At 50.4% G+C, this 13,148-nt stretch carries 12 protein-coding genes; 9 read left to right on the top strand and 3 right to left on the bottom strand.

All coding sequences use genetic code 11. The annotated features are described in order from the left end of the window. The first annotated feature begins 83 nt into the window (after positions 1–83). Both RNAN_RS04865 and RNAN_RS04860 read left to right on the top strand, forming a co-directional pair. A complete protein-coding gene (locus tag RNAN_RS04865; protein ID WP_008219373.1) occupies positions 84–2,288 on the top strand; it encodes a TonB-dependent receptor in 2,205 nt (734 codons plus the stop codon). A gap of 118 nt (positions 2,289–2,406) precedes the next feature. After that, the gene (locus RNAN_RS04860) at positions 2,407–3,597 is read left to right on the top strand and encodes an MFS transporter (protein WP_008219372.1); all 1,191 of its coding nucleotides are present in this window, start codon (positions 2,407–2,409) and stop codon (positions 3,595–3,597) included. Here the strand turns inward: RNAN_RS04860 and RNAN_RS04855 are convergent. Further along, entirely contained in the window at positions 3,556–4,290 is a 735-nt protein-coding gene (locus tag RNAN_RS04855; RefSeq protein ID WP_008219370.1) for a pseudouridine synthase, read from the bottom strand. The genes RNAN_RS04860 and RNAN_RS04855 overlap by 42 nt on opposite strands. 182 nt (positions 4,291–4,472) lie before the next feature. Here RNAN_RS04855 and RNAN_RS19220 point away from each other — a divergent pair, with 182 nt between their 5' ends. The 5 genes from RNAN_RS19220 to RNAN_RS04835 all read left to right on the top strand — a co-directional run bounded on the left by RNAN_RS19220 (position 4,473) and on the right by RNAN_RS04835 (position 7,247). Further along, the gene (locus RNAN_RS19220; RefSeq protein WP_008219367.1) at positions 4,473–4,640 is read left to right on the top strand and encodes a hypothetical protein; all 168 of its coding nucleotides are present in this window, start codon (positions 4,473–4,475) and stop codon (positions 4,638–4,640) included. Positions 4,641–4,705: 65 nt separating this feature from the next. Next, entirely contained in the window at positions 4,706–5,227 is a 522-nt protein-coding gene (locus RNAN_RS04850) for an RNA polymerase sigma factor (protein WP_008219364.1), read from the top strand. Continuing rightward, positions 5,220–5,699: a hypothetical protein gene (locus RNAN_RS04845; RefSeq protein ID WP_008219362.1), complete on the top strand. Its 480-nt coding sequence runs from the start codon at positions 5,220–5,222 to the stop codon at positions 5,697–5,699. Before RNAN_RS04850 ends, RNAN_RS04845 begins: the two co-directional genes overlap by 8 nt. A gap of 9 nt (positions 5,700–5,708) precedes the next feature. Then, positions 5,709–6,698, top strand: coding sequence for a DUF4097 family beta strand repeat-containing protein (locus tag RNAN_RS04840; protein ID WP_008219359.1), 990 nt, complete (start codon positions 5,709–5,711; stop codon positions 6,696–6,698). A 135-nt stretch (positions 6,699–6,833) separates the two neighbouring features. Beyond that, a complete protein-coding gene (locus RNAN_RS04835) occupies positions 6,834–7,247 on the top strand; it encodes a GNAT family N-acetyltransferase (RefSeq protein WP_008219357.1) in 414 nt (137 codons plus the stop codon). A 125-nt stretch (positions 7,248–7,372) separates the two neighbouring features. Here the strand turns inward: RNAN_RS04835 and RNAN_RS04830 are convergent, their stop codons facing one another. Then, positions 7,373–8,479, bottom strand: a complete 1,107-nt coding sequence (locus RNAN_RS04830; protein ID WP_040551746.1) for a phosphoribosylaminoimidazolesuccinocarboxamide synthase — start codon at positions 8,477–8,479, stop codon at positions 7,373–7,375. A 241-nt stretch (positions 8,480–8,720) separates the two neighbouring features. Between RNAN_RS04830 and RNAN_RS04825 the strand changes: the two genes are divergently transcribed. After that, complete coding sequence (locus tag RNAN_RS04825; protein ID WP_008219353.1) at positions 8,721–10,031, top strand: DUF4397 domain-containing protein; 1,311 nt, start codon at positions 8,721–8,723, stop codon at positions 10,029–10,031. Positions 10,032–10,195: 164 nt separating this feature from the next. On the opposite strand, the gene RNAN_RS04820 is transcribed toward RNAN_RS04825, so the two are convergent. Further along, positions 10,196–11,647: an OmpP1/FadL family transporter gene (locus RNAN_RS04820; RefSeq protein ID WP_008219351.1), complete on the bottom strand. Its 1,452-nt coding sequence runs from the start codon at positions 11,645–11,647 to the stop codon at positions 10,196–10,198. A 282-nt stretch (positions 11,648–11,929) separates the two neighbouring features. On the opposite strand from RNAN_RS04820, the gene RNAN_RS04815 reads away from it, so the two are divergent. Continuing rightward, positions 11,930–13,000: an efflux RND transporter periplasmic adaptor subunit gene (locus RNAN_RS04815; RefSeq protein ID WP_008219348.1), complete on the top strand. Its 1,071-nt coding sequence runs from the start codon at positions 11,930–11,932 to the stop codon at positions 12,998–13,000. Positions 13,001–13,148: the final 148 nt, after the last annotated feature.

Below are 13,148 nucleotides of genomic sequence, written 5' to 3'. Positions count from 1 at the left end.
GGTGCTTAGTGGTTGAAAATAATCAGATATACTAATTCCGTGCTGGGAAGCCGCCCGGTGAAATGTTTTGTGGAGAGACGACATTGAACAGCAAAAACAATACTGCAGTACAAAAGCTGACTACGCCACTGAGTTTACTCACTCTGGCACTGAGTACGGTGCTGTCCGGCTCTGTGCTGGCGCAACAAGCTACCGACAGCGCCGAAGAGACAAGTAAAATAGAAAAAATTACCGTTACCGCAACCAAACGTGCGCAGGTGATTTATGAAGTGCCGGTGGCTATCAGCGCCTTTAGTGGCGATGCGTTGGCCGAGCAGGGCATAACCGATTTAACCGACGTGGGTAAATTTGTGCCTAACCTGAACGTTACCGGGTTTTCGGCAGGCCATACCTCATCGGCGAACCCTTTTATTCGCGGTATCGGCTTGCAGGATCACCTGATCACCACAGATCCGGGCGTCAGTGTGTATGTAGATGGCGTATACCTTGGCCGTCAGGTCGGGCAAAACTGGAACCTGAACAATATCGAGCGGATTGAGGTGCTGCGCGGCCCACAAGGTACGCTTTACGGCCGCAACTCTATTGGCGGTGCCATTAATATTATCACCAAGCAGCCGGATCAAACCACGTTAAGAAAGGTAACCCTACAAGGCGGTAGCCGTGGCCGCGTTAAAGGCGATGTGTTTGTTAATGCAGGCCTGACAGACGAGCTGTCATTTAACGTCAACGCCGGTTATAACAAACGTGACGGTTTGGGTAAGTTTATCAATGTGCCCGATGCCAAATATGACGTCGGTGAAACTGAAGATACTTATGGCCGTTTGTCGGTAAAATTTGCACCAAACAAAGATTTCAGCCTGGTACTGACGGCCGATGCCAATGATGGTAAAGGTGGTTTGCGCCCCTATACCACGCTAATTGACGAAGTACCAACGGGAGCTTATTACACCGGTGAGCGGTTTGGCGCGCCACTGCCATCTGGCCCACTGCGCAATACCGATGTTGCAGCTAACCCGTACGACAACGCAACGGGTACCAAAGAAGTCACCGAAGTAAGCAACCAGGCTGACGGTATCTCGCTAACCGCGGATTGGAATTTTAGTGATAACTTTTCTACCCGTGCCATTATCAGCCGCCGCTCGTCCGAGTACAAAGCCGGTCTGGATGATGACGGCACTATTTATGCGCTGGACCATTATCCGGAGCGCGGTGACGCCGACCAAACCTCTGCCGAGCTGCAGTTAAACGGTTACTTTGGTGACTTTGATTTCGTCTCTGGTGTGTATTGGTTTAATGAAGAAGGCCGCAACCGCCAGGGCGAGGATTCCCGCTTTAATGGTGGTGCAAACCTGTTACAACTGGATCAGGACGCCACAAGTCGCGCGGTGTTTGTTAATGTTGGCTATAACCTGACCGACGATCTGCGTATCGCCGGTGGTGTGCGTTATAACAAAGATAAAAAATCTGCCGTGGCAAACGTGGGTATTGGTCCTTTTGCGGCAGAGGATGACTGGAGCCAGGTGAGCTTTGATTTATCGGCAAACTATCGGCTGGAAAACGGCATGAACCTGTATGGTAGTATTCAAAGTGGTTATCAGTCAGGGCAGTTCCCGGCACGGCCGTACTGCTTATTCGGCAACCCTGAGTGTTTTGTTGCATCGGACAACATCACGGCTGTTAACTACGAAGTAGGTTTAAAAGGCCAGATAACCAGTGATATCAGCATGAGTATCGCCTTGTTTAATACCGAATATGATGATTTACCCTATCAGGTAAGCACCACGGCTGCAGGCGGTTTTAACACCACTAACCTGGTGGTAAAACAGCGCTCTCGCGGTATTGAATGGGAAAGTACGGTTTACGTTACCGATGGCTTTAAATTGCATACCAGCTTAGGTTATATCGATGTTGATGTGGATGAGCAGGATGGGGTAACACCGGTGGCGCCATTAACGCCGGAGCTAACGGCGTCTATCAGCCCATCTTATGAGTATGTGATGGATAATGGCAGCAGCATTACCACACGTATCGATTACTCCTATCGCGGCGAGATGTACGGTGAGCCCAGCTCAGACCCGGGCCGCTTAACGCTGATTGATAGCCGCGAACTGGTTAATATGGATATTAGCTACGTACCGGCTGACGCCGACTGGACGGTGGCGCTGTATGGCCAGAATATTTTTGATAAGCGTTATGACAATGCACGGTTAAATACCGGCGATTATATTCTGCGTATTATGAGTAACGATGCCAGCGAGTTTGGTGTGCGTTACAGCCTGAAATTTTGATCGCGCATCAGGTGTTTGTTAAAAGCGGCTGTTAGGCCGCTTTTTTATTCCGATTAAAGCCTTAAATCAATCGGGCTTCGTTTATAATCTTGCCACCAAAAATCAGGACGGCAGTACGGTGATAGAGTATAAAAGTGCGGCATTTTATCGCGCCACCTTTGCCTTATGTCTGGCTGCGGTGGTGGTGTTTGCCAATTTACATTTACTGCAGCCGTTGTTGCCAGAGCTTAGCCGGCAATTTTCCCTCACGCCGTTGCAAGCCAACTGGGCTTATGCTGCAGGCACCCTGTGTCTGGGGGTATCTTTACTGATTTATGCTGCCTTGTCAGACGCCTGGGGCCGGAAAAAACTATTACTGATAACGCTTTGCGGTATGACGCTGTCAACGTTGGCGCTGACTCAGGTTGAAAGCTTTGGCTCACTGATCCTGTTTCGCTCGCTGCAAGGGTTTTTCTTAGGCGGCCTGCCGGCAATTGCCATCGCCTACATGGGCGAAGAATACAGTAAACCGGCACTGGTTGCGGCGGTGGGGTATTACATCAGTGCTAACTCGTTGGGGGGCATCAGTGGCCGCTTGATGGCAGGCGCCTTGGCCGATATTGGCCACTGGCAATGGGTATTCTGGCCAATGGTGCTGTTAGGCGCGCTCAGCTGTTACCTGATCTGGCGTGATTTACCCGCTGCGGCACGGTTTAGTGGCAAACCTTTTCGCCTGGCGGATGCGGTAAAAAATAATCTGCTTCATCTGCGCCAACCTTTATTGCTGCTAACCTATCTGATTGGCGGGCTTAATTTTTTTATTTTTCTTAATCAATATACTTACATTGCTTTTGTGCTGTCAGAGGCGCCTTATCAGCTGTCCAGTTTCTGGATTGGCCTGTTGTTTGTCAGCTATTTTACCGGCACTATCGGCTCGGCGTTATCGGGTAAGGTTGCGCAGCACCTACCTGTACCGCTTGGCATGGCAGTGGGCGTGGCCATTCTGATGCTGGGCACCTGTTTCACATCAGGCAGTCAGCTGGGGCTTATTGTCAGTGGTTTTTTTATTAATGCTTTTGGCTTTTTTCTGACCCATTCTCTGGCCAGTAGCTGGGTAACGCAATGTGCAGAGAAAGCTAAAGCCAGTGCCAGCGCACTGTATCTGGTGTTTTATTATATTGGCGCCAGCGCCGGCAGTCTCTATTTGCAACCGTTTTGGCAGTGGCTGCAATGGCAGGGTGTGGTCGTGGGCGCTTTATTAATGTATGGCGTGACACTGATGCTAAGTTTATGGCTTTATGTTATCGCCAGGCGCAAGCAGCGCTGTTAATTCGTCATCTGAGAGCCTGCGCAGTTCACCCTCAGCTAAATCGCCAAGCAGCAGGTTATGGATGCGATAACGCTGTAATTTGATAACTTTTAAGCCAACCGTTTTGCACATATAGCGAATTTGCCGGTGCAGGCCTTGCGTGAGGGTGATATCAAACGAGGTTTCAGTAAGCGGTACTACCTTGCAGGGCCTTGACTGGTATTGTGTAGTGCCAAGACGCCAGCTGACGCCTGAGGCTAATTGTTCAAGCTGCATTGCCGTAATGGGCTGATCCGTTTGCACCTGATAGGCTTTTTCATGATAAAAGCTTGGGTGCATGAGCTGCTGACACAAGGCGCCGTCATTGGTTAGCAGCAATAAACCCGACGAGTCTTTATCTAGCCGGCCAACGGCGAATACGCGTTGCGGTAAGGTGCGCAGCAAATGATACAGACTGGACGGATCCTCGGGTCTGTTATTGCAATCGACCCCCACAGGTTTGTGATAAACCAGATATAGCAAAGTGCTGGCTTGTGCCAGCGCCAACTGGTCAATTATCACGACATCGTCGCTACTGACTGTATCGGTATGTTTGCCCACAGCACCATTCACGCTGACCCGGCCTTGCGTGATAAGCCGCTCTGCGGCCCGGCGCGAGCAGTGACCACAGATCGCAATGTATTTCGCCAATCGGTGTTGTAGCTTTGCGCTCATACTGCCGCTTCAGTCAGAAAAGAGCATTATGGTAACCGATATGACGCAGAAAAATCATCTGGTTGTCACACTTGGCTGGCACACTAAGTCAGGTCTGCAAGCGCAGATCTGTTCCTCCTAGTGCTTGATTGTACTTAACTTGTTGGTGGTATTTTGGCCGGACTAGTGTCCGGCTTTTTTCTGTGCAATCGCTGGATATTTTTGGCGTTAATGCCTTTATTGTCATACAACTGCCACGAAAAGCAAAGATACTGGCGCCTGTTACACCTTCCTTCCTGGATTATTTCACCACTTTAGTGACGGGAGCCTGGCTCCCGCTTTTCTTGCGCAAAAAAATTATCTTTATTTAAACCCTTGGCAGCAGCCTTACGACTAACCCTACAATAACGCAAAACACCGGCCAGTAAGGGCAGTTATGACAACGGAGCTGTTGCAGGCCATAACGGCGGCACAACAGGGTGATAAACAGGCATTTTATATTTTGTATCAGAAGTTTATCGGCCGGGTATATGCTATTTGCTGGCGACTGCTGGCCAATAAACAAAAAGCGGAAGACACCAGCCAGGAAGTGTTTATCAAGGTATGGCAGCAGCTGCCACAGTTTCGTGGAGACAGCAGTTTTGCCACCTGGCTGCACAGCATAGCGACCCGCACCGCTATTGATAGCTGGCGGCAGGATAAATATCTGCGTCTTACCGACAGCAGCGATGAGATAACGCTTACCGAACCCAGTGTGGGTTGCGCCAGTGAGCTGGCACCGCTGGAGCAAGCGATACAACGTTTACCGGCGCAGGCCAGAGCCGTGTTTGTGCTGTTTGCGCTGGAAGGCTATCAGCATCAGGAAATTGCCGCTTTGCTGGGAATAGCAGAAGGCACTTCTAAAGCGCAGTATTTTCGGGCCAGACAATTATTACAGGAGTGGTTAGCTGATGAATGAACAGCAATTAGATAACGCTATCCGCGGCTTAACTAACAGTATCGCGCCAGAGCGCGACTTATGGCCAGACATTGTCAGCCGCTTGCCACAGCAGCAAAAGGCTAAGCTGGCGCTCGCTTATTGGGCCAGCGCCGCAGCGCTGTTACTGGTTGGTTTAATCAGCTGGCAGCTGGTGCTGCTGCCGCCAGCAAACGAGCGTAGCGCTGCCATGCCCAATGCTGAGCTGATGTTGCTGCAGGTGTATGAGCAACAAAAAGCGCAGCAGCTAAGCCAGGTGGTGGCAGTGGCTGAAGGCTTTGACAACTGGCAGCAGCAATTACAGATTTGGGATCAGGCCATCGCTCAGGTACGCCAGGCCCTGCAATTTTATCCGGATGAACCGCAGCTACTCGCGAAGCTGCAACATTTGTATCAACAGCAGCTTAGCTATATTCAGCAAGCCACGCTGCAACAACCTATAACGCTTAGTTAGGAGAAGGCTATGCAAATTGCAAATAATCTATCAGTACGTAACGTATGGGGCAGTGGCCTGTTTGGCGTCATGCTGCTTGGCGTAAGTCAGCTGGCGCTTGCCGATCCGCGCACCGTGGTAAACGAGCGCGTTAGCGTATCAGCCAATGAAAAAATTTACCTTGAGGTGATGAGTGGTGAGATAACCATTAAAGCTGTTGATACTAATACCTTTAGTGTAACTGGCAAACTGGATGAAAAAGCCACCGGCTATGAGTTTGACAGCAAAGATGGTTTTACCCGCTTTGAAATGACCATGCCACGCCAGGTTAACTACCGCTGGAATGACAAAGGCAATGCCGCCCAGCTCAGCTTTGAGGTGCCGGTGGGCTCCAGTGTTGAGTTTAAAGGCGTTAATGGTAATGTCAGCGTTAGCGGTATTCACGGCAGTAGCCAAATTGGCACGGTAAATGGTGAAATTACCGCCACCGATTTGCGTAACAGCGTTCAATTAAGCAGCGTTAATGGCGAAATTAAACTCAGTGGCGCCAGTGGCCGCATAGAACTCAGCTCAGTAAACGGCGAAATTGAAGATACCGACTCCCGCGGTCGGATAAGTTATGAAGTGGTCAACGGCGAGATTAAAGCCAGCAGCAGCGCTGAAGAGGTAAGCGTTAGCACGGTAAACGGTGATGCCGACCTTAAACTAAGCGGTACCACACAGCTGAAGCTAAGTACGGTAAACGGCGAGATTGACGCGGCGCTGCGCGACAGTGCTGCACCACGCATCAGTGGCAGCAGCGTTAGTGGTGACATTGAGCTGAAACTGGATAGCAGCATCAGCGCCCGTTTTGAGCTTAAAGCGTCGGCCGGCGGCAGTATTGATAATAAGCTCAGTAGCGATAAAGCCAGCAAGGCTAAATACGGCCCCTCCCGTAGCCTGCAATTTACCCTGGGCAGTGGCGATGGCAGTGTTGAGCTAACCACAGTAAGTGGTGATATTAAGCTGGAAAAGCTATAAAACCCTGCGCGGATGCATAACGATAAAGGTCGCCTTGGCGGCCTTTGTTTTTTGTGCTGTTAGTCCATCAGGCGCTTGTGCTGTGAGCTAACAGCTGATTACACTGGCGCACCAGCTAATAAAGGGTGGGTTTAGATGACAGATTTTATTGCTGATAACAGTAGTCACTTTGCTGAGCAGGCCAAACAGAAAATTGCAGAGTTTAATGCCAAACACTGGGATGCCAGCAAACGGCAGGGACTGGGCTTAAAAAAGCTAAATAGCCGCGGTGAGCTGATTGCTATGCTGGCCGGGCGTACCTTTGGTAACTGGTTTTATTTAGAGTCGTTTTGGCTGGCCGATCTTGAGCGCGGCAAAGGCTTAGGCAGTGCCATGCTTAATGAGGCTGAGCAAATAGCCAAAAGGCGCGGGTGCAAGTTTGTGCTGTTAGATACGCTGGAGTTTCAGGCTAAACCTTTTTATCAGCGTCATGGTTATCAGGTGCAGTGGGTACAGCAGGATTACCCCTTTGCCGGCGGAGCGAAATACTTTATGACTAAAACGTTGTAACAACGGAGTCACAACATGACGCGGTTTGCCCACATCAACACGCCATAAATCATCCCTGAGGCTCGATTCCGGCCATCCATGGCCTCCAACGGTTGATTTAGGGCAAACCGGTCACGTTAAATTTATCAGCGGTTAATTAAACCGTACTCTTTATCGAGCACGGCAATAATCTCGGCTTTCGGGTTGGCCGACAATTCAATCTTTTTCCCAATCACTTTTTCGGCAATGCCTAAATAGGTGCGTGAGATATCCATCATCACTTCAGTTGGCAGCGCATTGTCGCGCGCCAGGGCGGCACGCTCTGGCATACGGTCTTTATTTAGCAGAATATCTGGCTCAGGGAAGTTAGTTAGCAGCCACTGCCTGAAACCTTCTTTTGACTGCTCGACAATCTTGCCACTGCGCCAGCTTGCACCATCCCAAATGCGGGAGCTGTCAGGCGTGCCCACTTCATCCATATAAATCAATTTGCTTTGGCCAGTGGCATCTTTTACGTAACCAAACTCAAATTTGGTATCAACAAAGATCTGGTCCAGTTTAGCCAGGGCATCGCTAATTACGCCAAAGCCTTGCTTTAACAGCGTTTCGTATAAGTCGATGTCAGATGCTTGTTCAAAACCAAAGGCAGCACTGTGGCGCTCAATATCGGCGCGGGAAATATTAACATCATCAGCCTCGGGTACACCGTCCAGGCCGGTTAAAATGCCTTTGGTGGAAGGGGTGATTAAAATATCCGGTAGCTTTTGATCTTTTTTAAGCCCTTCAGGCAAGGTGATGCCGCAAAACTCGCGCTCGCCTTTGCTGTAGGCGCGCCACATTGAGCCGGTAATATACTGACGGGCAATCGCTTCAATTTTTACCGGCCGGGCTTTTTGTACTATCCACACCAGCGGGTGCGGAATATCTAAAATATGGCTGTCGGCCAGGCCGTGCTGTTTAAACAGTGAAAACCAGTGGTTAGAAATGGCATTTAACGCCGCGCCTTTGCCCGGTACGCCATTTAAGCCGTTTTCACCATGCCAGATGCAATCAAAGGCAGAAATGCGATCACTTATTACCATGATGGCCAGCGGCGTATCGGCGGCAACCGGGTAGTTTTTCTGCCGGATCAGCCGGGCGCTGTCTTCGCTGGTTAACCAGTACACGCTGCGCACCTTACCGGAGTGGACCGGCAAATGGGTGCGAATAGGCAAGTCGTCGTTGACCGCCAGAACCTGAGTTGCAAGAGTCATAGTCATGTCTTCTGAGGCGTTAAATTAGGCGCGCAGAGTGTAGCAGAATCCTTGGCTTAACTGAATCAGTCTGTATGGCGCCCGGCTAAATAACGCATTTTGGCCAAGCACACAGTTGTATAAAAGCTATGGTGTTTGTAACTAAGGGTAACCAACTGTTTGTATTGGTTATTTGCCGTAGCCAGTCTGGCGTGCCTGCCTTACCCTGAGCGGCGGATTAACCAGCTTTAGGAAGCATTTAATGAAATCAGGGTTTAACATGGCGCTGCTGGCCTGTGCCGTAGCGGTATTAACAGCATGTGGTGGCAGCAGCAGTGATGACAGCAGCGCGCAAGCCTATTTGCAGTTTTACAACGGGGCTGCCGGCAGTGGTAACACCTCGCTCAAAGCCGGCGATATTGCTGTGGGCAGTGCCACCTTTGGCGATGCCACCAGTGTGCAGTCGCTTGATGTAAACAGCTACGAGTTGACATTAACCGATGTCAGCTCGGCCGATGAGCTGTTAACAGAAACATTGCCGTTGGCAGAAGGCGACAAAACCCTGCTGATCCTGACCGAGCAGGGGCAGCAGTACGATTATTTAAGCCTGAGCTTTAAGCGCGAAGAAACCCTGGATAAGCAGTTTAAGCTGCATCTGGTGAATTTATCTGACGAGCAAACTGCACTGGATGTTTACCTAAGCCCGGAAAACAAAGGCTTTGCCGATGCGCAGTTGCTGGACAGCCTGGCGCTGCATGAAATCAGCTCGTTGGCTGAGGCGAAAGACATTGGTAAGTTTAATCTGTATCTGACCAGCAGTGGCAGCACCACACCGCTGTTTGTCGCCCGCAGTGTCAATTTTGCCTATGCCAGCCACTATGTACTGATTGTACGTGACAAACATGGCCCGGTAGCAGGGCAGTTGTCGCTGGATTTGGTGTTGCACTCATCCAGTGTTACCGCTTACAACCATGCCGATGCACCGGCGCAGTTTCGTTTATACAATAGCCTGACAGAGCAGGTGAGCGTGGCGCTGGACAACAACGCGGTTGCGGCGTTACCCGCCGGTGAGCTTAGCGACTATTTACCGCTTAACAAAGGCGATTTTAGTTTGTCAGTACGTGATGGCGACAATCAGCTGCTGCTAAACAGTGCGCTGCTCAGCATCAGTGCCGGTGACAGTAAGGCGGTACTGCTGTATGCCGATGCCGAGCAGCAGGTAGAAGCCTTAGCCATTAACGAGCCGGCCGCTCCACAAGTGCAGGCGCATGATGTGATTGTGGCCAACCTGGCCAGCGATTTTGACAAACTGCAGTTTTACTTTGTGCGGGAAAACGAAACTATTGCTGATGCCCGCTACAGCGTGAAGAATCTGGCATTTAAAAAGCAGCAGAGCATTAACCTGCCGAAAAATTACTACGCTATTGCGCTGGTACACGTGGCAGAAAATGGCAGCACTACTTTGCTGGATAAAACCGACAGCCTGCAACTAACACCAGGGCAGCGTTATATGCTGCTGGCCGAGCAGGATGACGCAGCACCGTCAGGTTATAAACTGACTTTGGTGCATTAAAAGCTTGCGGGTAATAGTTTATCGGGTTTAAGCCGGTTAAAGCACCGGCTTACTCACACCAACACGCCGTTAATACATCCCTGTAGGCTCGATTCAGGCATCCATGCCTTCAACGGTTGGTTTAGAGTAAGCCGATGCTTAACATGTCGGTGTCGTTGCCAAATTTAAAAACGATAGTTGGCTTGTACCGCTAACAACTGGCCTTTATTGCTGTACTGGCCCTGAAAACCACTGTTGTACAACGGTTCGTCCTGCACATTGTATTCCCGCTCATCTACGCTGACATCGCCGGTAAACAGGTAGCCATAGGCAAAATCCAGGCTGAGCTGCTCGCTGAACTGCCAGGTGGCACCCACGGTTAACCACACCCGGTCATCGGTGGGAATACGCGCGGTTTTATGGCTTTGGCTAATGGGGTTTTCATCATAGGCAATACCGGTTTTCAGCGTCAGATCCGGCTGATAAACATAGGTAGCACCCAGCGCGACTGACCAGCTGTTATGCCAGTACTCAGGAATATAGCCAATATAGCCTTCACTATTCAGGTTTGGCCCGAGCTGGGTACTCAGTGAAATGCTGGGGTTGGCATCATTGCTGACAATATCAATGCTTGCAAACTTGCTCCACTGTGTCCAGGCCGCGCTAAACTGCAGCGACAAGGCTTCAGTCAGCTGTTGATCCAGGCTAAAAGCGGCAGTGGCTGGCGTGGTTAAATCCAGCTGGCTTTTTTCAATCAGCATATCATTACTGGCCAGTTTACCGGTGCGGGTATCGAGCAGCGGTAACTGCGGCATGCCCGGTACCGGTACCAGGTAAGGCAGACCATTAGCGCTGGTCACCGGCGTATTAGTAATAACTGAGTCGCCTGTTAAGGTGTAATTGACCGCCGAGTGCCAGGTAAAGGCTAAGCGGGTGCCTGCAATCGGCTCGCCATGAATACCCAGGGTATAACCCAAGGCAAGATCATCGCCTTCTACCTCATAGTGGCTTTGGCAGATGGCGTCATTAAAAATCGCGCCTAACATGGGGCCAGCTTCACATAAACCACTGTGATCTTTAAATTTGGATAAGGTGCCCTCAGCGCGGTTTAACGAAATACCCAGACCCACTGACCAGCTGTCATTTAGCTTATACGCCAGTGTCGGTTGCAGGCTTAGCACCTGCACTGCCGTTTCATCGGCAAAATAACGGCCGACAAAATCATCGTCATAGTCTGACGACAAACCAAAAGGTACATAAAAACCGATGCCCCAACTTAGCTGCTCAGACACTTTGTCGGTGTAAAACACAAAAGGTACCAGCTCATTCAAACTATTTGCGCCTTCTGTACGACCAATAACAGACTGGCCATTAGCACTTTGTGCACTGGCATTACGGTAATTGGTTTTGGCGCTGATCAGGTTTAAACCGGCCGACAGCTGGGCACCGTCTAATTGGGTTAATGCCGCCGGGTTAGAGTGCACCAGGCTGGCATCGGTAATTTGGGCGCCACGGCCGGCGTAGGCATTGCCCATACTGCTAACCGATTGCTCGAAGAGTTTATAGCCTTCAGCGTGCGCCGACACACTGGCAAGGCTGGCGATAATAGCTAAAGACACGGCGGTTTTTCTAAACATATACATACCCTGTTGAATGTAAAAGCCGCCAGTATAAAGAGGTCATACCTTAGAGTACATACTCTAGAGCGTAAAAGGCTGTGGATTTGTCGTGCGCTAGTGTGTTTTATCACTATTAATTAGTGAATTTGACCAAATTTAACCTGGCTTGGATGGCTTGAAAATGCTTAACATATTTTATGTTGTTGAAAATATTCAGGAATTAATGTTTTTATCAGCTGGCATAGCCTCTGCATTAAGCCTGTTAACTTGCACTGTTTTTTGTTTTCCAAAGGATGAATGATGAAAACCTCACACAGCATTAAACTGACCGCCGCCGCTGCTATTATCGCCAGTCTGTTGGTCAGTGGTTGTAACCAGGCCAACAGTTCCACCGCCGCCACCAAAGCTGAAGCCGTGGTGGCCATACCGGTAGAAGCCGTATTAATCCGACAGGGTGAGATCAGCAGCAGTTATCGTACCACTGCCACCTTAGAAGCCCGTGCCGAAGCTGAAGTGATCAGTAAAGCCACCGGTATCGTGCAGCAAATCCTGGTGGAAGAGGGCGATAAAGTAGTGGCCGGCCAGTTGCTGGCGGTGCTGGATAACGAGCGTCAGCAATACAGCCTGCAAAAAGAAAAAGCCGAATTAAGCCGGCTGAACAGCGAGTTAAAGCGCATGGAAGAGATGTACCAGCGCAAACTAATCAGTGCCGACGTGTTTGAAAAGCTGCAGTGGCAACATGATGCCTTACTGGCCAGCGTGAACTTAGCCGAGCTTGCGGTAAAAGAAACCCAAATTCGGGCGCCAATAGACGGTGTGGTGTCACGCCGCTATGCCAAAGTGGGCCAGCTGGTTAATCAGCACGCAGTACAATCTTTATTTCATCTGGTGTCAAACCAGCAGTTGGAAGCCGTAGTGCATCTGCCTGAGCAGCAGCTGGCACAGGCCCGCCTTGGCCAGACTGCTCTGCTGCAGTTTGCCGGTATGACACCGGTAACTGCCACTTTGGTGCGTATAGCGCCGGTAGTGGACGCACAGTCTGGCACAGTGCGTGCTGTGCTGAATGTGGCCAACGACAGCCAACAGTTAAAACCCGGTATGTTTGCCCAGGTGCAGCTGCAGTTTGATGTAAAACCCGATGCGTTACTGCTGCCAAAACGGGCATTAATGAGTACCGATAACAGCCAGACCGTGTTTGTGATAGATACTGAGCAGAAAGTGAGCCGCAAACCAGTGCAGCTGGGCTATCAGGCCGACAATACGGTTGAAGTGCTGTCAGGCTTGGCGCTGGGTGACAGAGTGGTGATTGCCGGCCAGTCGGCGCTGAAAGACGATGCGCTGGTTAATGTGGTTACCACACGCGAATTTTGATAACTGAATCGAGATAGACACCGGCTTACCCTAAGCCAACCGTTGCAGGCCAGGATGCTGACAAATTCGTCAGGAGCGAATTTGAACAGCGAAGCTGGCCCGTGGGGTGAACTTCATGGATGAAGTTCATAATCGCCCCCAGGGAAGG

The organism is Rheinheimera nanhaiensis E407-8 (genome assembly GCF_000296695.1).
In the GTDB taxonomy this organism is placed as follows: Bacteria; Pseudomonadota; Gammaproteobacteria; order Enterobacterales; family Alteromonadaceae; genus Alishewanella; species Alishewanella nanhaiensis.
Note: the sequence above shows the minus strand (reverse complement) of the source record. Positions and strands in the feature narration are given on the sequence as shown.